The sequence below is a fragment of the Candidatus Neomarinimicrobiota bacterium genome (assembly GCA_021157965.1).
Lineage (GTDB): Bacteria > Fidelibacterota > Fidelibacteria > Fidelibacterales > Fidelibacteraceae > Fidelibacter.
The window spans coordinates 1-23,333 of record JAGGVO010000015.1; the positions used below are offsets into that span (position 1 = coordinate 1).

General features: G+C 45.2%; 17 protein-coding genes and 2 tRNA genes. 8 read left to right on the plus strand and 11 right to left on the minus strand.

All coding sequences use genetic code 11. The annotated features are described in order from the left end of the window. The 10 genes from J7K63_01960 to rlmN form a co-directional block, all read right to left on the minus strand. The coding region (locus tag J7K63_01960) for a PEGA domain-containing protein (GenBank protein ID MCD6233790.1) at positions 1 to 917 on the minus strand (917 nt) is incomplete at its 3' end. 367 nt (positions 918 to 1,284) lie between these two features. Then, the gene (locus J7K63_01965; GenBank protein ID MCD6233791.1) at positions 1,285 to 3,888 is read right to left on the minus strand and encodes a T9SS type A sorting domain-containing protein; all 2,604 of its coding nucleotides are present in this window, start codon (positions 3,886 to 3,888) and stop codon (positions 1,285 to 1,287) included. A gap of 107 nt (positions 3,889 to 3,995) precedes the next feature. Continuing rightward, the gene (locus tag J7K63_01970; protein MCD6233792.1) at positions 3,996 to 5,447 is read right to left on the minus strand and encodes an SH3 domain-containing protein; all 1,452 of its coding nucleotides are present in this window, start codon (positions 5,445 to 5,447) and stop codon (positions 3,996 to 3,998) included. Between the two features lie 210 nt (positions 5,448 to 5,657). Then, a complete protein-coding gene (locus J7K63_01975; protein ID MCD6233793.1) occupies positions 5,658 to 6,254 on the minus strand; it encodes a hypothetical protein in 597 nt (198 codons plus the stop codon). 511 nt (positions 6,255 to 6,765) lie between these two features. Beyond that, positions 6,766 to 7,881: an aminopeptidase gene (locus tag J7K63_01980; protein MCD6233794.1), complete on the minus strand. Its 1,116-nt coding sequence runs from the start codon at positions 7,879 to 7,881 to the stop codon at positions 6,766 to 6,768. 3 nt (positions 7,882 to 7,884) lie between these two features. Then, positions 7,885 to 8,142, minus strand: a complete 258-nt coding sequence (locus J7K63_01985; protein MCD6233795.1) for a glutaredoxin family protein — start codon at positions 8,140 to 8,142, stop codon at positions 7,885 to 7,887. Further along, a complete protein-coding gene (locus J7K63_01990) occupies positions 8,139 to 8,600 on the minus strand; it encodes a DUF523 domain-containing protein (GenBank protein ID MCD6233796.1) in 462 nt (153 codons plus the stop codon). Before J7K63_01990 ends, J7K63_01985 begins: the two co-directional genes overlap by 4 nt. Continuing rightward, positions 8,597 to 10,639 carry a pullulanase gene (locus J7K63_01995; protein MCD6233797.1) on the minus strand — a complete coding sequence of 681 codons (2,043 nt, stop codon included), beginning with the start codon at positions 10,637 to 10,639 and terminating at the stop codon, positions 8,597 to 8,599. Before J7K63_01995 ends, J7K63_01990 begins: the two co-directional genes overlap by 4 nt. A gap of 63 nt (positions 10,640 to 10,702) precedes the next feature. Next, a complete protein-coding gene (locus tag J7K63_02000) occupies positions 10,703 to 11,476 on the minus strand; it encodes a purine-nucleoside phosphorylase (protein MCD6233798.1) in 774 nt (257 codons plus the stop codon). After that, a complete protein-coding gene (rlmN, locus tag J7K63_02005) occupies positions 11,469 to 12,497 on the minus strand; it encodes a 23S rRNA (adenine(2503)-C(2))-methyltransferase RlmN (protein ID MCD6233799.1) in 1,029 nt (342 codons plus the stop codon). The genes J7K63_02000 and rlmN overlap by 8 nt, the downstream gene beginning before the upstream one ends. Before the next feature lie 133 nt (positions 12,498 to 12,630). Between rlmN and J7K63_02010 the strand changes: the two genes are divergently transcribed. The 8 genes from J7K63_02010 (at position 12,631) to J7K63_02045 (ending at position 22,599) form a co-directional block, all read left to right on the plus strand. Then, a tRNA-Pro gene (locus J7K63_02010) sits at positions 12,631 to 12,705 on the plus strand. A gap of 68 nt (positions 12,706 to 12,773) precedes the next feature. Continuing rightward, positions 12,774 to 14,084 (plus strand): ribonuclease H-like domain-containing protein, encoded by a 1,311-nt coding sequence (locus J7K63_02015; protein ID MCD6233800.1) that lies wholly within the window; start codon positions 12,774 to 12,776, stop codon positions 14,082 to 14,084. Beyond that, positions 14,065 to 16,467, plus strand: coding sequence for a DEAD/DEAH box helicase (locus J7K63_02020; GenBank protein ID MCD6233801.1), 2,403 nt, complete (start codon positions 14,065 to 14,067; stop codon positions 16,465 to 16,467). The genes J7K63_02015 and J7K63_02020 overlap by 20 nt, the downstream gene beginning before the upstream one ends. Positions 16,468 to 16,533: 66 nt before the next feature. Then, a tRNA-Ser gene (locus J7K63_02025) sits at positions 16,534 to 16,615 on the plus strand. Positions 16,616 to 16,895: 280 nt separating this feature from the next. Further along, positions 16,896 to 18,896 carry an excinuclease ABC subunit UvrB gene (gene uvrB, locus J7K63_02030; protein MCD6233802.1) on the plus strand — a complete coding sequence of 667 codons (2,001 nt, stop codon included), beginning with the start codon at positions 16,896 to 16,898 and terminating at the stop codon, positions 18,894 to 18,896. A 1-nt stretch (position 18,897) separates the two neighbouring features. Then, positions 18,898 to 20,073 (plus strand): sigma-54-dependent Fis family transcriptional regulator, encoded by a 1,176-nt coding sequence (locus J7K63_02035; protein ID MCD6233803.1) that lies wholly within the window; start codon positions 18,898 to 18,900, stop codon positions 20,071 to 20,073. Next, the gene (locus J7K63_02040) at positions 20,057 to 20,587 is read left to right on the plus strand and encodes a hypothetical protein (protein ID MCD6233804.1); all 531 of its coding nucleotides are present in this window, start codon (positions 20,057 to 20,059) and stop codon (positions 20,585 to 20,587) included. Before J7K63_02035 ends, J7K63_02040 begins: the two co-directional genes overlap by 17 nt. A 395-nt stretch (positions 20,588 to 20,982) precedes the next feature. Then, positions 20,983 to 22,599 carry a lysophospholipid acyltransferase family protein gene (locus tag J7K63_02045; GenBank protein ID MCD6233805.1) on the plus strand — a complete coding sequence of 539 codons (1,617 nt, stop codon included), beginning with the start codon at positions 20,983 to 20,985 and terminating at the stop codon, positions 22,597 to 22,599. Here the strand turns inward: J7K63_02045 and J7K63_02050 are convergent, their stop codons facing one another. Beyond that, positions 22,600 to 23,280, minus strand: a complete 681-nt coding sequence (locus J7K63_02050) for a Crp/Fnr family transcriptional regulator (GenBank protein ID MCD6233806.1) — start codon at positions 23,278 to 23,280, stop codon at positions 22,600 to 22,602. Positions 23,281 to 23,333 lie beyond the last annotated feature (53 nt).

Here is a 23,333-nt window from a genome sequence, read left to right on the forward strand (position 1 = left end):
ATCTGAAGCGAATACTCCCCGGGGGCAATGTCTATGCGGCCGGGACGATAAGGCTGGTTATTGATCAGAACCTGGGCATCCGGGGGATTTACTGACAGGTCAAGGGTTGCAATATTGCGCGTTAGGGTATAGCTCAGGTCGTTCTGCTTTTCCTCTTCTATGAGAACCGTATCCACAATATCCAGATACCCGGGTTTCATAATCTTCAGTTCATACTCTTCCGGAAACAGGAAATCACTCCAATAGGACTGACCACGAAGAACTCCATTCAGGTAAATATCCGCCCCTTCGGGTGTCGTCGTGATGGTTACCGGTGTGACATCAATTTGCTTCAATTCATATCCTCGAAAAAGCGTATTATCTTCGGTCACAGTGATTGTTTGCGTGATCCCCCTGTAACCCTCTTTACGCAACCGCAGCACATGGTCTCCCGGCACAATTTTAAAGGTTTCATCGGTACCCAAAGATTTCCCATCAAGGATCTTCTCTGCATCAGATGGATCTGATAAAATGGTGACATTAACCGGCTTCTTCTCCCCTGTCACCTTCAGCTCCCATACCTGGCGGCTTTGCAGACGGATGCTGTAGTCACTCAGGATTACTTTTAACGGCTCATAACCGGACTTATATATCTCCAGAACCCGTTCATCCGGCTGCAAATACACCATGTCTGCGCCGGGAGCACGTTCGATACCCACAATCCCATTATTGGACTGGTAGCTGAACCCCCCCATATCGCTCACAACTTTAATCGCTGCGGCAATCCGGTCATTCACATCCCGGTGCCGGGAACCTACAAATTCATTTCGGAGCAGCCTGGGCGTATCAACCACCCGCATCTGGGGCAATTGCTGACTAAACGCAGTGATGCTGATAAATAATAGAAAAATGCCTCGCCGGATAATACTGATCTTCATGTTCCCATGTACTTATATTCTTATAAGGAAAATAGACTGTTTGGCTGCATGTGTCAAGCGGAAAAATGTTCAAAACTTAACGAAGGCGCCAATCAGAACTGAGAGAAAACCGGGCACGCATGGCTGTGTAATCTCATCCGGTTTTCCTGTATATATGAAATTGATAGGGTTCTCCGGCGCGGGGCATGGTTAAAAAGGGCGGTTGTGATGCTGCTTCCTGACTTTCTTAGTATTTTGACTGCCGACTTAAAAAGTGACGCGTGACGAGTTGACCATCCCTGACGACTGCCGCCTGTCCACTTAAAAAGTGACGCGTGACGCGTAACGCGTGACAAGTTGACCGATCCTGACGACTGACGACTGATGCCTATTTCATCAACACCATCTTCTGCGTTTTCGCAAAACTCCCGGCTTTCAATCGTGCAATATACACACCGGAGCTATAAGGAGATGCATCCCAGGTGACGGTGTGATAACCTGCAGGTGTGTGCTGGTTGATGATCTGCTCAACCATTCTTCCGGTGATGTCATAAATATTGAGGGTGATCTGTGCCGGTTCCGGCAGGGAAAATTCAATATGCGTAACCGGATTAAAGGGATTAGGATAGTTGGGATATAATACAAATGATTCCGATTTTATGACCGGTTGGATTTCCGTAGGCAGTTTTTCCGGAATGCCATGCAATGCCAGATCGGCAACCAGGCCAATCACTGCCCGGGCCCGGTCGTGAAAGACCGGCAGATCGAAAAATTCCATATCATCCCGGCCAAACCCGTGCATATTGGGGTTGGAGATTAAATATTCATAGCTTGTATCCGGATGAAAAATACTCTGCGTAAAGGATATGGACGGCAAGGGATCTGCCTGGCCGTATGTAGTTCCTTCCCATCGTTTTCCAATGGACAAATCGAGATCATTCTGATACAAAACCGACTGCATCCGATCCAGAACATAGCTTTGAATGGCAATATTCTCATCTCTGTCGAAATACTGAGGGACAATCTCTCTCAAATTCAGCGTATCGTACCCGATGGCTTCCACATCCACATTGAAGAGGATCTGATCCCACCAGGGATTGTCCGGCCATTCTTTGAAAGATTCGGCACCAATCTCCCAGGATCCCCACAGAGCAAATAGGATGGAATAAGGTGTATCAACATCTTTCAGGATTCGGGCACACTCCAGAAGTGCGGCCACACCGCTGGCATTTAAATCCGCATTGGGATTGATAACAGACGGTTTTGACCAACACTCTATGCCATCGTAAAAAGCCGTCATGAGTATACAGGAATCAGGATATTCAGTCCCTTCTTTATAAACCAGCAGATCACGGATATCTACACTTCCATACGCCTCAACAGGACGGGCAAGAACCGTGTATCCAAAAGATTCCAGTGTTTCTGTTAAATATTGCTTTGCCAGGGGCATATCATTGGCTTCCGTCATATTGTTGGTGTAAAACCGTTCAACAATTCGTTGGGACGTACCTCCAATAACTGCCGTGGTATCTCCGGATAAAACACGGACCTGCACATCCAGATTCTCCTGTCTGACTGCATCAATAATATCTGTTACAGTTGCTGAGGTTTCAAAATCAAACTGAGCATCAAACAGCTTTTGGACATATTCTTTTGCAAAACGCAAGGCCGCCACGGAACGGATATGGTTGTGTCCCTGGGCAACGATGATGGCCGTCACAATCTCCTGGGTATCGCAGGGTGCCATTTCAAAAGGACCCGCACTGAAGAGGAACCGGCGGTCCCCCGGTGGAACTTCCGTAATATTCAGCCATCCCTCTCCCGTTACCGGATCACCGGTGTAATGAAAGCGGGTCGGCTCACCCGTCGTCGGATCAATCCACGATCCTCCCCCTTTTTTCAATCCCCGGACAACATGATATGCCTCTTCCTTATTGTCGGGATCCTGATTCAGTGTCGGGGACCCCTTTAGAACGATAAATCCGGATAAATCTGCTTCCCTCCAGCCCGGACGGGGGGTACCGGACCAGCTTGCCGTATCTCCGGGGCTTTTTACCTGAGGCCTTTGAAGAAAGGTAAATCCTACTGCAGGGGGTGTTAAACCATATTTCAAATCTTCCGGAACACCATTAAATACATATCCCATTGTTAGACTGGTATCAACCCCTGCACAGTTATCCCACGCCATTCCCAATTCCGGAGCTGCCCAGATGCCGGCATACATCTCTTTATAGTGGTTATCCGATTTGTTGATGACAAGGCTCCGGATAAAAAGCACATCTCCCAATATATCACTCCGGTCAAATCCGTATAATGTCGTTTGTATCTCAACACCCATGGGGGCTCCACCCAGATTGGACGTATGAAGGCTCGTATCCATATCATTGCAGACACTCCATACCATCTGATCACCTGAAAAGAGCGGTTTCCCGGATTCATCCACCGGGGCGCCCTGTTCCGACGGCCAGTTCAGGTAATCGGCAGAAAGACTGTCATGCCGGTTGATTTTATACAACCTGTAAGACGGATCTGCCGGATCTGCCGCTTTCCAGATGCAATGTTCCTGAGGATAGTTACTCATAGGCACCACAACCTGGTTTAATGTATCGAAATAGAGAATCTGTCCGGGCTGAAACTGTGAAAAGAACTCAGCAACCGCCGTCCGGATATCCTCGTGGAATGTGAGCGAATCCTTTTCCTTTGTCTGTCCGCTTACCAGAAAGAGTCCGGACTGGAACACATTCGATATTCCGGAACCTTTCGGCCATTCCATGCCGGGATACGATGTGGCCCGAAAAGAAACCCAGTCCCCCACATTGCTGGTCCACGTGCAGATCCGGTTTCCGTCAAACTGACCATAATCCACGGTAAAATCCTGGGCTTCTGTCACAAAACGATCCGTCCCGTCCAGGGGCATGGCTCCATGCATCACGGATATCCATAGAAAAACAGACATAACGACTAAAATCAGGATATTTCTTTGCCTATTCATAACAGACCTCATTATTATGCTCTAAAATATTTTAACACTTAATTAGTTATATGTCAAGATTAATAGGAACCCTATTTTACAGGATCAGCATTCAGCATTCATCATTCTCATCTGTGCCACCCCGACCACCGTGTTCGGACAATACTCCAAAAATGTCCGCACTCCTGGTTTGTACACAAACGATGATCCAGCCAGACTTCTTTGGTGCCGTGTTCTACTGTTTTATTACCGCTACTGTATGTCGTTGTCAGCGTATGCTCTGATTTGTCCACCAGTTCAGACCCGGCATCAGAACCGGACCAGTTACGGCATTTGGAACACCGGTTATAGAGAAGGTCCGATTTCCATTTGCTGATGAATCCGATCGTCATGCCGAGTACAAAGAGAAAATGAATAAAGAAGTGGTTGTTGAATGTTCCGATATTAACATTAATAAACACAAAATAAATATATCCCAGGATAATCCCGGAAATTGCCGCAACGAGTAAAATGATTTTATTTGCCAGTTTCTGATTTAAACTGACACTGAAAGCGATTTTATTCGAGATATAATAGGGGACAAACAGGATGATATAGAAAAGGGATATAAAACTGATGACCACGAGAATAACCAGTATCCAGGAAAGCCACCGTGGTGGATTATAAATGGTTTCGGATAATCTGTCTCCAAATCTATTGTAAGATTTATGATAACTTAAATCGAACACATGCCATAAATTATTCATAATAATGGGGAAACGGAGGGTTGCACTCAGGGGAAAGCGGCCAATCAGCTGTCCCGGCCGGGCGCTGTAATGAAAATCCTGAATGTTTCCATTTTCAGTAATGACCTGTGTACCTATCTCTTTCCGGTGACCATTGAATAAATAAAGATTGTTGAAAAAATATATTTTCCGTCCATCGTCAATCATAATGGCATGAGGTTCTGAATATCTTCCGATAAATTTTTCAACCGGCCGGCCTGTCCACCGTTTCACGATTCTTTTTTTATTATAACGCCATTCATCCCTTTGAATCAGACGGGGTTGTTTCCAGCCTATCCGTTCCAAATCATAAGAAAAAACCCACCCTTCTTTCCCATCTTCTGTCCGTATACGGGTAAATGCCTGTTTATTCAATGCTTTTGGAGATTCTTCAAGCCGGGTGACCCATTTGCGTCCACGAACTTCCCCAATCACTTTATGACCTGCTGTCTCAGGTTTATCCCAGATATCAATTGTTCTGCTTTCAACTTCCCTTACAAGGACCTTTTCAGATGGTTTAAGGTGATTTTCATGAATCCAGCCCATCGTCCCGTCATCCATGAGAATTTTATACCATTCTGAATGTCCTTCCATCACTTGCACCGGCGTACCGGCCGAAACCTGACCCACAACACGACTTACCCAGTCATCACTGGCTCCCCTCCAACGATGATTAGACATTAAATCAGCATCTTCAATAATAACTGAAGCATAAGGTTCGGCTTCATAAATGCGTCTGTCTTTTTGAAATACATTCACCAAAAAAGTAATGATAACAGCAAAAATGGCGGCATACAGTGCATACTTTGCCTTCATGATGATCTCCTGTTTTGTGATTTCGGATTATAGGATTTTGTACAGTGCCGGATTCGAATACATTCGAATATCCATGGGGATATTTGATATAATAATACCACTATGAATAATTTGTTTCATTTAAAATTACTCTTACAAAATATCACCAACAAGCAAATTTATTGACAAAAAGATTTTTTTATTTTCGGAGTCCGTTCATCATAATTTTTTTCATAAGGCAATCACAATTTCAGGTTTGTCGGTTACACCTTTGATATTCCATTGATAAACCCTCATGTGTTTTTTATTATATTGGTGATCCGCATTATGAGTCTTGATTTCTAAATCAGAGTCCACCAGAACCTTCAGAGAACCTTCTATGCTTACGCCCAGTGCCTTCAACTGTTGAAAATCAGCTTCTGTCGGACTAAAACCTTGTATAGACAATAAGTTTTCTTCCTGAAAGAATACAGAAAAAATCTGCAAATCATCGGTGATAAATGAGTACTTCTCACCTGCTTTTCCACGATAGTCGACGGATATTTGATAACGTCCTTTTCCCACATATTTAACCGATTTAAAACCTTTCAGTTCTTTCAGTTTTTCAACATCTTTTTTCAGTTCGCTCTCTTCTTGTTTACCCAGTTTTCCCTCTTTTTCCAGGGATAATGCCATGACATTCGTCAGTTTTCCTTTATACGTAAACCGGTAACTCCCGTCTTTATTCACATAGAACTGCGCGTCAAAATCTTCGGGAATCCAGCAACCCCACACAAATATGAGAATTAAGCCCATAAGAATAAAAGTAATCGCATGATGTTTTTTCATAATGACTCCTGATTATAAGTAAACATATCTATTTATTTTCAATTAATCAAATAATTTCTGAACGCTGAATTTTTCCTTCTGCAGAGCTCGCTGAAACGCAGAGAGTTTTGAATGCCATGAATCTACTCTTGAATTGCTGAACCCCCTCATTCCTCATGTCAACAGTGTGAAAGCACTTCAGTTTAATCCCCCGGACTAAGTCCAGGGCTGTCAATCATCCAATCGAATCAATCTGATCAATCCTCTTTCGGCTGCCGACTGTCCACTATTGACTGCCGACTTAATAGTGACGCGTGACAAGTTGACCAATCCTGACGACTGCCGACTAAATAGTGACGCGTGACGCGTAACGCGTGACAAGTTGACCAATCCTGACGACTGATGACTGACGACTGACGACTGCCGACTGCCGACTAAATAGTGACGCGTGACGCGTAACGCGTGACAAGTTGACCAATCCTGCCGACTGATGACTGACGACTGTCCACTGACAACTACTGTCCCAATCTTCCTACTTCAGCTTCTCCGGATTCAGCCCTTCCAATTCCGGCAGGACAAAACGTCCGTCTTTACGGATCAGTACGTCATCAAACCAGATTTCTCCACCGCCGTGTTCCGGTGTCTGACGTAAAACAAGATCCCAATGAATGGCACTTTTGTTTCCGTTATTTGTCTCTTCGTATGTATCTCCCGGGGTAAAATGGATGGAACCTGCAATCTTTTCGTCAAAAAGGATATCCAGCATCCCTTCCGTGATCCAGGGATTGAGTCCGATGGCAAATTCACCTACGTACCGGGCACCTTCATCCGTATCAAAAATAGCTTTCAGCTTTTCAGGATGATCTCCCTGAAAATCCACAATTTTACCGTCTTTGAAAGTCAGGCGGATATCCTGAAAGATGGTTCCCTGGTATAATGTGGGGGTGTTGTAGTGGATAACACCGTTTACGCTCTCCTTCACTGGCGCCGTAAAAACCTCACCATCCGGAATATTGGCTTCACCGTCGCATTTAATGCCGTTGAATCCTTTGATGGAAAAAGTCAAATCCGTGTCTTTTCCGGTAATCTTGACTTTATCGGTTTTGTTGATCAATTCCACCAGGGGATCCATGGCTTTAGACATTTTTGAGTAATCCAGGGTGCAGACTTTAAAGAAGAAGTCCTCAAAAGCTTCCGTACTCATCCCTGCCTGCTGGGCCATGGAAGGTGTGGGATAGCGGAGAACCACCCAGCGGGTTTTGGGAACACGAATCTCTTTATGGACGGGATATCCCCACAACAATTCATACCGTTTCATATCCTCTGCGGAAACATCGGACATTTCGGAAATGTTCAGGGCTCCCCTTACTCCGATGTAACAATCCATCTCCTTCATGGCTGCGGCTTCCAATCTGCCGCTGAGGGAAATCTGATCATCATTTCCGTTTCGCAGGAGTTCCCGGGTAACTACCGAGGATTTCAGGTTTACAAATGGATTCCCCTTCCTTGTCCGGACAGACCGAATCAATTGCACTACCAGTGAATCGGGAATATTAAAAGCTTCAATCAGGACATTCTCATTTTCCTGAACATTTGTTGAATAATTAACCAGTACGTCGGCCAGTGCCTTTTCCCTGGGATCCGTCATGCTTCAATCCTCCTTTTTTCCTCTGAAATACCCCCGGTTTATGAGTCCTGCCAGCTCGGGAAAACCACCTTTCAAAGGCTTGTCATCCAACACGATGCCCGGCGTGCCCCAATATCCGGTTTTTTCATACAGGAATTCTTTATAGTTGTCTTTTCCCGTCACTTCGATTTCGGTATAGGGTATCTTTTCATGTTCCAGCATCTTTTTCAGAGCCAGACATACGGCACACCATTCCGCAGTATATATTACAAGTCGCTTTATAACATTTCCCCTATTTCTTCTTCAGAATAGATATGAATTCCTGCGTCACTCAGGACTTTAGCCGTTATGCCGGACCCGGGAACAGTTTTTCCGGTAAATGTTCCATCATAAATGCGACGTGTGCCGCAGGAAGGTGAACCTTCTTTTAAAATAGCCTTATGGATATCCAGTAAATGTGCGATATGTAATGTTTCCCGGGCACCCCGGATGAATGCCCGGGTACAATCCATTCCCTGCCGATTCAGAATTTTACCTTGTCCGGAGAGAATTTTTTCCACCGGCGCCTGCAGTTCACAGGGAATCCGCGGAGTAGCCAATCCTCCGGCCTGTTCGGGACAAACCGGAACCAGATCATACCGTTTGCTTAATTCCAAAAGACGGTCAAGAACATGAGTCCCTCCGTCATATCGGCAATGAAGCCCCGCCAGACAACCGGAAATGATGACTTTTTCTTTCATTTATCCTTAATCTGTTCCAGCAAGACTGCTCCACGGGGATCGAGGACAATCTGACCGACAATACCCTTATGCACCGGAGCATCCAGCCCTGCTTTTAATTCATTGGCCCGAACATCCCACGTGCCGTCAGGAAGTTTATACATGGCATGTTTGACCGGATCCCCGTTCAATAAAATCAAATAGCGCTTTTCCGAAGCAGGATCATTGATTTCATAGCCAATTCCAAACTGTACATTGTCAGAATACTTACGTTTCAGGTGCTTTCGGTCAGCTCTCCTGAGTTCGGGAATCCGTTTACGGAGTTTAATCAGATCGGTATAATAGGACACCAGCTCTTTATTCTTTGCCATTATATCATAGTTGATATAATTGGTTTCATTATCTTTTTCATAGGAATTATGGTCAATATGGCCTACATGAGAATTTTCCACACCCGAGGGTGCAATAACTTTGGAGCGGGCAAATTCCTGTCCCGAATGGACCATCATGATGCCCTGTGAGGTGGCCAGCGTAAAAGCTGCCAGGCGATTCAATGCAAGCATGTCCCCTTTTACCAGATGGTACTCATCAACGCTTTTATTCTGAGGTGTCCAGTTCAGAAAAAGACGGATAAAATCCCCCAGAGTATAATCATCATGGGATGCAAGATAATTCACCGAATGGGCGGATGTCTGAAAAAGTCCCCCGTCATTAACCAGTGTCCCGGTTAAAAATCGAAAAACGTTATCCCGGTTCACCCCGTCATCCCAGCGTCCAAAAATAAATCCAGGCCGATTATCGGGATTCTGGCCCTTGACGCCATTCCGGAACTGATCATTCCATGCTGCCCACCCCAGTTCGCTGAAACGGTCCGGTTTATATCCGCCACCCCAGGGTTCAGCGATGATCACCACATGGGGATTCACTTTCCGGGCTTCCTCAAGGATCATGGCACAGGTTTCTTCATCAATCATGGCAGCCAGATCGAAACGGAAGCCGTCTATATGGTATTTTTTCATCCAGAAAATCACACTGTCGATAATCAGCCTGCGGGCCATGGGACGCTCCGTGGCGTAATCATTGCCGCATCCGCTTACAGAAATAAAATCCCCCTTTTCATCCAGCCGGAAGTAGTATTTCTTGTCAATATATTTCAGGGGATTATAATCGTATTCACTGACATGATTGTACACGACATCCATGAGAACGGCAATACCTTCGTCATGAAAAGCTTTCACCATATCCTTCATTTCCAGCACCTGCCGGCCGTCGTGCCCGCTGTATCCTCCCTCTTTCAGGGATGGATTTGTGGCATAGTAGGATTCGGGGGCAAAAAAGTAGCTGGTCATGTATCCCCAGTGATTCCGTTCATAAGGATTCCAGGTGTTGTATTTCCGTTCCACACTGTCTTTATAGGGAATTTCAATGTTGCCGAAATCCATCAGTGGGAGGAATTCCACTGCATTGACACCCAAAGATTTAATGTACTCAAGTCCGCCTGTTATCCCTTTTTCCACCGCACCCCTATATGTCCCCGGTTTTGATGCGCCTGAAGAAGGATGGGCGGTCAGGTCCCGAAGATGGGCTTCGTAAATTATCAGATCCCGGGGATCTTCCGGTACGATCCATGTGTCACGACCCCAGTGATAATCATCTTTCAGGATGATGGATTTTCCTTCATGCGTAAAATGATTTTTCGTCGAAACAGCAATGGAATAAGGGTCGGCAATCACAAGACTGTCATCAAACATCTCGCCGGGACCTTCCGGGCCGGAAACCTGATACCCGTAATAATCACCCCAGCGTTTTGCAGGACTGACATACTCCCACACCCCCTGATCATCCCGGATCATGTACAGGGTTTCATAGGGAGTTTCATCACTATATTTCTTAAAAAACAGGATTTTCACCTGTGTTGCCCGGGGGGCAAAGACCCGGAAAGTCATCTTTCCGTCTTCCACATTCATACCCAGGGCTTTTTCGGAATAGAGCTTGTCAAAATCTTCTTCCGTAAAGGGTTTCACCTTTTGCGGAGACTGATAAGCGGCGTTTTCGCCCATGCATCCTCCCAATAACATCACCATGCACGCAGTAATGATTGTTAACTTCATGACTGTCTCGATTTATGATTTATCCAAACCGTTCAAAAGCGATGAAATCAGGGATTTCATATTTCCGCTGACTTTCAGAGCTGCCTCTGTGACTTCTTCATGATAAAGAGCTTCCTTTTTTATCCCGGCCGCATAATTTGTGGCACAACTGAAGGGATAGACTTTCATACCGTAAGATCTGGCCCGAATAACTTCAGGCATGGTGGACATTCCCACCACATCGGCTCCCAGTTCTTTGAAATATTGTATTTCTGCCGGTGATTCATAAGATGGTCCTGTAGTCCATACATAAATCCCCTGTCCGATAGACACACCGGATTGCATGACAGCCTTGTCAATAACCTTTTTTTCATCTTCGCGGATTCCGGCAAGGGAAAGATCACCCGCCGCCGATGCTTTATGAGTAAAATCAATAAAATCATCAATCCTCAGAATCACCCCTTTTTCATATTTTTCATTGATTAAACCTGCAGCATTGGTCACGATAAGATGCCGGATACCCACGTCATGAAAATACTCCACAATCGCCAGGATCTTGTCCATGCTGTAGCCTTCATAATAATGAAAACGGCCTTTGGCAGCCAATATTCGATGACCGTGCCAATCACCCAGAATAAACTGTCCGGCATGGCCTTCCACCGTGGATTTCGGAAAACCGGGAATTTTATCATAGGGTAAAACCTGCTCTGCCTGGATTTCAGAAGCCACATCTCCCAGACCGCTTCCCAGGATCATACCAAAATCGACAGGTTTTTTTTCAAGATATTTTTTTAGTGTATCAGTCATAGACTTCCTTCTTCATTTGGGTGTATAATTGTCCGCACGCTGCCTGTTTATCGGATCCACCACTCCACCGTATCATGACGGGAAAAGGCGCTCGTTGCTGTAAATAGTCTGTAAAAGACTGTATCTCTTCTTCAGCAGGCCTTTCATAGGGAGCCTCTGTCATATTGAAGGGAATCAGATTCAGTTTACAATCCAATTCACCAAGACGGGAAACCAATTCATCGGCATCCCTTTGTGATATATTGACATTCTTCATCATCACATATTCAAAAGTGACTCTGCGATGGGTTTTCTGCGTGTAAAATTTAACAGCTTCCAAAAGTGCAGACAAAGGATATTGTCTGTTGATCGGCATCAGCGTTTGCCGTAAGTCATCCCGGATAGCATTCAGCGAAACAGCCAGTTTAAATTGATAGGGCAGCTCTGCAAAGGCAAGGATTTGGGGGATAATTCCTGCTGTCGACAGGGTGATATGCCGGGCGCCGATATTGAGACCCGATTCATGATTCAGGATCCGTGCTGCCTGAATCACTGACTCAAAATTGAGAAAGGGCTCTCCCATGCCCATAAACACAACATTTGTGATTTTTTCAGATACCATACGACGGATATGCAAAACCTGATCCACAATTTCCCCGGGTGTCAGATTCCGGTGAAACCCCATTCGGGCAGTCTGACAAAAAGAACAGTTCAGGGTACAGCCTACCTGGCTGCTTACACATATTGTTTTTCGGTTTTCAGCCGGGATATAGACACTTTCCACGGCTTTTCCGTCCTTTAATTCAAAAAAGAATTTATGGGATTCCGAAAAATCTTTTGGCACATTACCGACAAGACGGATCAGTTGCAGGTTCCCTTCTCCAAGAATTATCTTCCGAAGTTCTTTGGGCAGCGTATGCATTGCTTCCGGATCGTCCAATCCTTTCTGAAAAATCCACTGTGCCATTTGCCGCCCTTTATAGGACGGATAGCCTCTGAACCGGACCCAGGATTCCATTTCTTCAGGAAGCAGATCTTTCAATGAGTGCTTTATCATCATAGCGTTAAAAATAGTGAGTTCACAGCTCAGGGTCTATTCTTTTCCACTTTTTTCACTAAAATAGTTTCTCATCCCTTGCAGATTCATTAAATTGCACAGCTTTTTGAGAATCCATCGGGGTGTAGCGCAGCCCGGTTAGCGCGCGTCGTTCGGGACGACGAGGTCGGAAGTTCGAATCTTCTCACCCCGACAACAGGTCAATAATGAAATTTTTAAGTCCGTTAGATATTCTCTCATTCTCATTGTAAATTTAATTTCATGAAAAGTATCAAAGACAAACTGCAGGAGCTTTATCACTCCTCCTCTCCCTTTAAGAAGCACGAAAATGATGGGAGTCATGTTAAACAACAGCTTGAACGGATTTACTCCCGTAAAAATGAGATCAAACATTTTCCCGACACACGACTTCAGCAGCAATCTTCCGGTCTGGAAGAGCTTGTGGGTGGCTGTTGGATCAACTCATCTTTCGGCGATATTTTCCGGGCAGAATATTCCTGGAGTTTGAATAAATTATATGGCAATTGTAATCTTTCTACTATTTTCTCTATCGACCCCCGGGACTTTTCTACCGTTTTTAACACTCCATCCCTGTCTTCCTGGGAGTCTCTCATCTTTTTGGATACGGAAACAACCGGCCTCAGCGGCGGTTCCGGAACGGTAGCATTTATGATTGGTCTCGGCTTTATTAAAAACGGCTTATTTCGTGTGTATCAGTACTTTATCTCCCGCCTAAGCCATGAAGAAGGGATGCTTGAAATGGTCCGTGCTCTGCTTGATGATTTTCATACCATCGTGACATACAATGGAAAAATCTACGACATTCCCCTTCTTAACACCCGGTTTGTGATGAATCATCTTCCGCCCCTGAGTCCGGAAATCCCCCATGGAGATTTGCTTCATCACAGCCGCAATTTGTGGAAATTTTCCCAGAAAAACTGCAAGCTGACAACTCTGGAGCGGGAAAAACTGGGTTTCGAACGGGATGAAGATATCCCGGGTGAGATGATTCCGGGTGTGTATTTCGAGTATATGCGCCTGAACCGGGTGGATCTGCTGGCAAAGGTTTTTATTCATAACCGGTGGGATATTATCACTATGCTGGCCATTCTCATCCGCATTCTGAAGAGTCATGAGCGACTTCAGGCAGAAGACAATCCGCTGGATGACTATGCCAAGGGACGTCTTTTCAGGAACCGTATGGATTTTGAACGGAGTATTGCCCATTACCGGTATGTTCTGGAATCGGACATCACACCTCAGCGACGACAGAAAACCCTGCTGGAGCTGGCGGCTATTCTGAAAAAACGGGGAGACTGGACTGATGCACTGGATGCCTGGACGGAAGCCTGTGACTCCCAATATCCCTTTTCATACGAGGCTTACACAGAATTGGCAAAGTACTATGAACACAGGGGAAAGAATTTTGAAAAAGCATTGCAGGTTGTTCATAAGGCTTTATCACGAATACCCGGCCGGCGTCAGGCAGATCGTGAAGCCCTGAATCACAGGCAAGCAAGACTTCAACGTAAAATCAAGGCAGGAAAAAAGGATGACAGAGATCATGCATAAGGAAACCCGCTCGGTTGAGACTTTATTAACCCGGTCGGAACGCTTTCATCCCAACATAGTCCATATTCATCATATAGAAGGCAACGAGGGAGATTTTCGTGACTTTCCCGAAGAGCTCCATCCGGATATCAGGCATGTTTTGAAATCACGGGGAATTCACCGTCTCTATTCTCATCAGGCGGAGGCCTGGGAACAAACATCTGCCGGTAAAAACATCACAGTCGTCACACCAACTGCTTCGGGAAAGACACTGACTTATAACCTTCCGGTTTTGCATAAAATCATTGAGAATCCCAAAGCCAAAGCCTTGTACCTTTTTCCCACCAAAGCCCTGAGTCAGGATCAGATGACCGAACTCCACGAGTTAATCACGGCCCTGGAGCGGGATATCAAAGTCTACACCTTTGACGGGGATACACCCACCAGTGCACGGGCAGCCATACGGAAGCAGGGCAATATCGTGGTCACAAATCCGGACATGCTCCATCAGGGCATTTTGCCTCATCATACCAAATGGATGCAGTTTTTTCAGAATCTGGAAGTGGTCGTCATCGATGAAATGCATATTTACCGGGGAGTTTTCGGATCCCACATGACCAATGTGATCCGGCGACTGAAACGGATTTGCCGGTTTTACCGTTCAGATCCTCTCTTTATCCTTTGTTCCGCCACCATTGCCAATCCGGGAGAACATGCCGGCCGTTTGATTGAGGATCAGATCACCGTGATTGATCGTTCCGGAGCACCGGTAAGCCCCAAAACCCTGATCTTTTACAATCCGCCTATAATCAATAAAGAACTGGGAATCCGTGCCAGTTACATCAAGCAGGCCCGGTATCTGGCGGAGTTTCTCATTCGGAACAACGTGCAAACGCTTGTCTTTGCCCTTTCACGTCTGAATGTGGAAGTTTTAACAAAATATCTCAAGGATACCTTCGACTCGGACCGGGAATCCATGGGCCGGCCGGAAATGATTGCCGGTTACCGGGGAGGATATCTGCCCAACAGGCGTCGGGAGATTGAAAAAGGAATACGGAGCGGTCAGATACGCGGGGTTGTATCCACAAACGCCCTGGAGCTGGGGATAGACATCGGAAATTTGGATGCGGCCATTCTGGCGGGATATCCGGGGAGCATATCCAGTACCTGGCAACAAATCGGTCGTGCGGGACGACGGGGAAAATCCGCCATCGGTATTTTTATCGGCCGTTCCGACCCGCTGGACCAGTTCCTCATGCAAAACCCCGACTATTTTTACGGGCAGTCCCCGGAACACGCCCGGATGAATCCGGATAATGTGATGCTTCTCGTGGATCATATTAAATGCGCCGCCTTTGAACTCCCCTTCCAGGAGGGGAATACCTTTGGGAACGTGGCGGCGAACGACTTGCAGGCAATTTTGGAATTTCTGACCAATGGCGGTATTTTGCATTATGACAACCGGCGTTGGTACTGGTCTGATACGGCGTATCCGGCCGTGAATGTGAACCTCCGGCGGTCACCCGAAGGGAATTTTGTGGTAGTGAATACGGAAAACAACCATCAAATCATTGGAGAAGTGGATTACAGTGCGGCGATTCTCACCATTTATCCCGATGCCATCTACCTGGCGTCCGGACAGCAATACATTGTAGACAAACTGGACTGGGACGGCCGGAAGGCACTGGTCCGCCCTACCGATTCCGATTACTACACCGATTCCATAGACTATACAAAGGTCAAAGTCTTAACTGAGGACGAAGAACGCCATGCCCGGAATGCCAGGGTTTTTCAGGGAGAAGTACAGGTCATGACCCGGGCGGTAGGATTCAAGAAAATCCGCTTTTATACCGGTGAAAACACAGGTTATGGTAAAATAAACCTGCCGGATCTGGAAATGGCCACTACTGCCTATTGGTTTACCATACCCAACAGTGCAATTGAACGCCTGCCCCGGAATCGGGCGGATATTGTGGATGGTTTGTTGGGCATCAGCAAAGCCCTTCACTCCGTCGCATCACTCCATATCATGAGCGAACCCCATGATATTCATAAAGCCGTGGGAGACAAAAGCTCGGAATGGTTTGCCATGAACACCATTACCGAACGGGGTATCTATTCCGCCCCGGATGAAAACAAGAAATCCGTCAAACTCAATCCGGAGGATCTGGAAAACTTCCAGCCGACATTGTTTATTTACGACAACTACCCCGGAGGCATTGGTTTCAGTCCCCTCCTCTACGATGCCCATGAAAAACTCATCCGGGAAACTTATTCCCTGATTAAAAACTGTACCTGTCCCAATGGATGTCCCTCCTGTGTAGGACCGTCAAATGAAGTAGGAATCAATACCAAAGAAATCGCTCTGGATATTTTAGCCGTTTTGATGGAACCGGAATCCTGACCTATCATATCAATTTAAAAACCTGTTGAAAAAAACGCCCGTCTGCAGTAAACTATCGGGCTTTTGGGAGGATTAGGCTAATTGGTAAGTCAGCGGTCTTGAAAACCGCCGCCCTCTGGGCTTGGGGGTTCGAGTCCCTCATCCTCCGCTAACAGAGTTGAGAGTAAAGAGTCGTGAATTTAGTTTTTGAGTCGGGAGTTTGGTTTGAAACGTTAATTGATGATTGTGCCGGATAATCTCCCCTCTTCAGAGGAGTCGGAAATGTGTAAAAACGTAACAAAAATGCATGACAAGGGGGAAGATAAAATGATGAGTGATGAATTGGGTACAGTGCGTCAATAAATGCACAAGCCAATCTAATCAATCCTCCCAATCCTCCTTCTTCCCCCCTTCCATTCTTCCAACAAATGTCATATATTCATGCCAACATGGCACAATTTAAAGTCAAATCGCAGTTTAAGCCAACGGGAGACCAGCCTGAGGCAATACAATCCCTGGCAGATGGACTGAAACGGGGTGAAAAATTCCAGACGCTCCTGGGTATTACCGGTTCGGGCAAAACTTTTACAATGGCAAAAATTATTGAAAAAGTCCAGCGTCCTGCTTTGATCATTTCACACAATAAAACGCTCGCTGCCCAGCTTTACGGGGAATTCAAAAGTTTTTTTCCGGAAAATGCAGTGGAGTATTTTATCAGTTATTACGATTATTACCAGCCTGAAGCTTACCTGCCGGTAACGGACACATATATTGAAAAAGATTCAGATATCAACGACGAAATTGAAAAACTTCGTTTAAAAGCTACGGCTTCCCTCCTTTCCCGCCGGGACGTGATTGTGGTGGCATCGGTCTCGTGTATATACGGCCTGGGCTCTCCGACAGAATACAAGGATCAGATAATTCTCCTGCAAAAAGGACATGTATATCCCCGTGAAACACTGCTAAAAAAACTCATCGCCATTCATTACGTACGGAATGATATGAGTTTTTCCCGGGGGACCTTTCGGATCCGGGGTGATGTGATGGATATTTATCCGGCGTACAACGACAATCCAGTCAGACTCGAATTCTGGGGAGATGAACTGGACAGCATTACCTTTATTGACCCCATTACCGGGAAGACGCAGAGCAGTTCGGAATGGATCATCATCTATCCCGCCCGACATTTTATCACCAACGAAGAAAACATGAAAATTGCGTTGAGAGATATCCGAAAGGAGCTTTCCGAACGGCTGACGGAACTTCGGCAGAACGGAAAACTGGTAGAAGCCCAGCGTTTGGAGCAGCGTGTAAACTATGACATGGAGATGATGCAGGAGCTGGGATACTGTTCGGGAATAGAAAATTACAGCCGGCATCTGACCCGCCGAAAACCGGGAGAGCGCCCCTTTACCCTCATGGATTTTTTCCCGGAGGATTATCTCCTTTTTATAGATGAATCACATGCCACCATCCCACAGATACGCGCCATGTACAACGGAGACCGTTCACGAAAGGAAGTCCTGGTGGAATACGGTTTCCGCCTTCCCAGCGCTCTGGATAACCGTCCCATGAAATTTGAAGAATTCGAGGAGACAATTCATCAGGTAATTTTTGTCAGTGCCACACCGGCTGATTATGAAATGGAGAAGACAAAGGGGGTTTTCACAGAACAGATCATCCGTCCAACTGGACTCCTGGATCCGGAAATCGAAGTCCGTCCCACAGAAAACCAAATTGATGATTTGATAGATGAAATAAAAAAACGAACAAGCCGGAAAGAACGGGTCCTGATTACCACATTAACCAAGAAAATGTCTGAAAATCTGGCGGATTACCTGAAAAATGTCCAGGTGAATACCCGATACCTTCACTCGGAAATTGACAGTCTTGAACGAATATCCATCCTCCGGGATCTAAGGCTGGGAGAATTTGATGTGCTGGTGGGTATTAATCTCCTCCGGGAGGGACTGGATCTGCCGGAAGTCTCTCTCGTCGCCATCCTGGATGCGGATAAACAGGGATTTTTACGCTCTGAACGTTCATTGTTTCAGATTGCAGGCCGGGCCAGCCGGAATGTGAACGGCAAAGTAATTTTTTATGCGGATCGGATCAGCGATGCCATGAAAACAGTGATCGATGAAACCAACCGCCGTCGGAGGGTCCAGATGGAATACAACCGGATTCATGATATTACACCTGTCACAATCTATAAAACTCAGGATGCCGTTCGCCTGAGCACATCCATCGCGGACTACTCACATGTAAAAGAGAAACAGGCACGCTACAAGCTTGAAAGAGACACAGCAGCACTGTCCAAACTGGACATTCTGAAACACATTGACGAACTGACCAACGAGATGAATCAAGCGGCTGAAAACCTGGAATTTGAGCTGGCAGCCAAACTCAGGGATCAAATCGTGGTCTTAAAACGGGCTTTGAAGAAATAAAATGATTGAAATCGAACAAAAATATGGCATCATCGGTAAATCCGATGCCATCAAAGAGGTCATCAGTTCTATTGAACAGGTGGCTCCTACGGATATCAGCATACTAATCAGCGGGGAAAGCGGAACCGGAAAGGAACTGGTTGCCCGGGCGATTCATCGCTTAAGCCACCGGAAAAACCGGCCTTACATCGTGGTCAATTGCGGAGCGATTCCTTCGGGAACAATAGAAAGCGAACTTTTCGGTCATAAAAGGGGGAGTTTTACCGGAGCGACGGAAGACCGGAAAGGTTTTTTTGAGACAGCAAACCAGGGGACAATCTTTCTGGATGAAATTGGTGATCTGCCTCTGGAAACTCAGGTAAAACTCCTCCGTGTCCTTGAATCGGGCGAAATCATTCGCGTAGGCGAAAGCATTTCCCAAAAAGTAGATGTCCGCATTCTGGCAGCCAGCAATAAAGATTTGAAAGAGCAGGTAATGAAAGGAAATTTCCGGAAAGACCTATTCTACCGTTTAAAAACCATTTCCATTCATCTGCCGGCATTACGGGATCGCCGGGAGGATATTCCCATGCTGGCGGAATTTTTCATGATTGAATATGCAGACCGTAACAATCTGCAATACAAACCCATCGCCCCATCCGCCATGAAAATCCTGGAATCTTTAAACTGGCAGGGAAATATCCGGGAACTGCGAAATTTTATCCATTCTGTATTTGTTCTGGAAAAATCCCATATTATTCAGGTGGATACTGTCCAAGAATATCTCAGAAAACATGCGGGGTTTATCGAAAGCGGACATTTTGACACACGTTTTCCGGTCCGGATAGATAAAGATGTGGACAGGATGGAACGTGAGTTGATTCTCCGGCAGCTTTTTCTTCTTCGGCAGGATGTGGATGAAATCAAAAGCATGCTGAAGCAAAATAATCAAATGCTTGAAAAGGGGCAGGTTTCACTGGATGAAATTCCCCAGCGGTTGAATCGATATGACAAAGAAGCAATTCAACCGGGAGAAATTTTACCCGCGGAGGATAAATCCATCCGGGATATGGAAAAAGAACTGATAGAACAGACTCTGGATAAATATCATGGTTCCAAGCGAAAAACAGCCCGGGCTTTGCAAATCAGTGAACGGACCCTTTACAGAAAGTTGAAAGAGTATGGCATTCAAAGTTAAATTCACGACCTTTTTATTATTAGTGACACATCTGTTTTTCACCGGTTGCGGAATTTACTCGGTCCGTTCCGGAACCATTCCTCCTGGCATTAAAAGTATCGCCGTGGAAGATGTACTAAACGAAACCGCCGAATTTGGTCTGGGAAAAGAGCTTACTGCTGCCCTGATTTCCCGGATCTTATCGGAAAACATCCTGCCCCTGTCTGAACCCCAGACTGCCCACTCGGTCATACGAACCCGTATTACACGCATTTCAGACGATCCCCACACCTTTGATGAGACCGAGACAGTCAAAGAGTATAAAGTGTCATTGACCCTTCAGTTTGAATGGGTTGCTACACCGGAAGAACGGGAGCTCATGTCCGGTTCCTTATCTCAATGGAGTATCTACTACAGTGATAATTATAACAATCAACTGTCCTCCGGAGATCAGATTGTGCGGGAAGATGCCATTGAAGATGTCCTGGATAAAATCTCACAGGATTTGATTGAAAAGCTTACATCGGATTGGTAGTATACTTTTACTGTTATTTGGATATAGTTGATAATCAACTTATTACAAGTTTTGTCTACACTTGATTATTCCTGATTATCTAAATACCGTAAATGATAAAATTAAAAACAAATGTACATTCAACGGGATTTAACTATTGGTAAAAATCAATCAGTGCCGTAAAATTTGAGAATAAAAAACAAACATAATTGATGGCGAAAAAAAGAGACAAACATCATTCGGAAGATCCATTCAGAGTAAATTTTCATTCACGACACCGGTGGAAAGATAAATTAATTCATCTTGCAAATCCCATTTTAGAGCATATGTTTGCTTTTGGGCGTCTGAATAAATTGTATTCAAAACTCCTCAACCGGCAGGATCATGAATCGTTTGAAGCCTGTGTGCTGAAGAACATGAACATCACATACGCCATTTCCGATGCAAAGACACTGCACAATATTCCGGAGAAAGGTCCATTTATCATCATTGCAAACCATCCCTTTGGTGTTCTGGACGGACTCATTCTCATGGATTTGATCTACCGGATCCGGCAGGATGTTAAATTCATTGCCCAGAAAGAGATAAAATACATTCCGGATATTCGGGACCGGCTTATTCTGGTGGATACTCACCGGACACCGGAAGCTAAATACATGAACATCCGGGCAGTTCGTCACAGCCTGCAATGGTTGAAACGCGGCGGCGGACTCGTTTTATTTCCTTCCGGGGCAGTTTCACAATTTCGTGTCCGTCACCAGGATATTACAGACCCCGGATGGATTGAAAATACAGCCCGCCTTATCCAATTGGCTTCTGTCCCTCTGATTCCCGTTTATTTCGAAGGAAGAAACAGCCTGACCTTTCTTTTAGCAGGCATGTTTAACCAGAATTTGCGCATGTTCATGTATCCCCGGGAATTTTTAAAAACAAAAAACAAACACATCGTTGTGAAAGTCGGTGATTCTATCCAGCCGAAACGGTACCACAGTTTTGAAAATCCAAGAGATCTTTTAAATTATCTCCGCCTGAAAACCTATGTTCTTCAATACAGACCCTTATCTTCCGATAATCAGAAACAGCAGAATACCTTGAAAGAAAACCCCTTAGAGGAAATTCCCGAACGGTTTGATACTGAAGTTCTGACAAAGGAAATTGAATCCCTGTCACCCGGTCAAGTGCTTCTGAAAAATCGGGAATACAGTGTGATATACGCCAAAGTTGATGATATCCCCTTTTCTGTCCGTGAGCTGGGACGCCTTAGGGAAATTACATTTCGTGATGTAGGTGAAGGAACAGGGAAAAGTCTGGATTTAGACATTTTTGACGAATACTATTACCATCTGATCGTATGGAATCATGTAAAAAAAGAAATTGTCGGTGCATACCGCCTTGGCCCAACTGACGAGATAATCCGCAAATATGGTCCTTCCGGACTTTATACAAGCACATTGTTCAGATACAAACCGGATATTTTTGATAAAATGGGACCTTCCATTGAACTGGGTCGATCATTCATCCGTAAAGAATACCAGAAAAAATACGCTCCCCTCCTACTCCTGTGGAAAGGCATCAGCCTTTTCATTGTGCGAAATCCTCATTACACCAACGTTTTCGGTCCTGTCAGCATTACCGGAAACTACAATGCCGTTTCACGGCAAATTTTGGTCAATTTTTTAAAAAATCATTACATGGATAAAGAACTGGCCAGATATGTCCGCCCCCGGAACCCCTTTAAACACAAATCCATGAAAATTTGGGATAAAATCCCTTCACAGCACCTCATCAAAACCCCTGAAGAAGTCTCTTCATTGATATCGGATATCGAACATCAGATAAATGGAATTCCCATTTTAATTAAACAGTATCTGAAACTGGGAGGTAAAATTTTATCATTTAATATGGATCCGGATTTTAACTATTGTCTGGATGGACTGATATATGTCAATCTTCCCTCAACGGATGGTGAAGTTCTGAAATGGTATATGTCTCCGGAAGGGTATGAATCATACATTAAACATCATCAAAACTGATTATCCTTCAATTAATATTTCATTCAGTTTTTGAAGATTTTTTAATTCAATGGTCCGGCCTTTTACAGCAATCAGTCCCTCCCGGTGTAATTCCGACAAGACACGGGACACAGAAGGCCTTTCCACATTAAAGAGATCTGCCATAGCTTCACGGCTAATGGGCACCAGGACACTAAGGGACTGGTTTTTGCGGAGGGACAGAAGATACCGAGCCAGTTTCTGGCGGATTGTGCGGAAAGAAAGCATCTGTATCTTCTTTGCCAGCATAACGGTCCTGTCAGTTACATCCCGGATAATCATCCGAATAAAATCCGGATTCTGTGCAATGAACATAAAAATGAAATCTTTTGGAATCAGTACAATTTCACAGGATGATACAGCTACGACATTAACGGGAAAACGATTTTCTCTTGCAAATATAAATGCAGAAGCCACCGTATCGGGAGCATTTATCACTTCCACCGTAAAGGAGCGTCCGGAAAAATCCAGCATCTCGCCCCGGCATTTCCCCTGTATTAAACAATAAAGTGACTCTATGGGATCTTTTGAAAAAGCAATAACATTTCCAGGTATATAATGCCGAACATATATTCTGTCTTCCGGCAGATATTTGGATAATGCCTCTTCATCGAAAGAGCTAAACAGAGGAATTTTTCTCAATTTTTGATATATATTTTCCATATTTGTAACATATGTTACGTTATATAACCCGGAAATACCATTATATTTTTAGA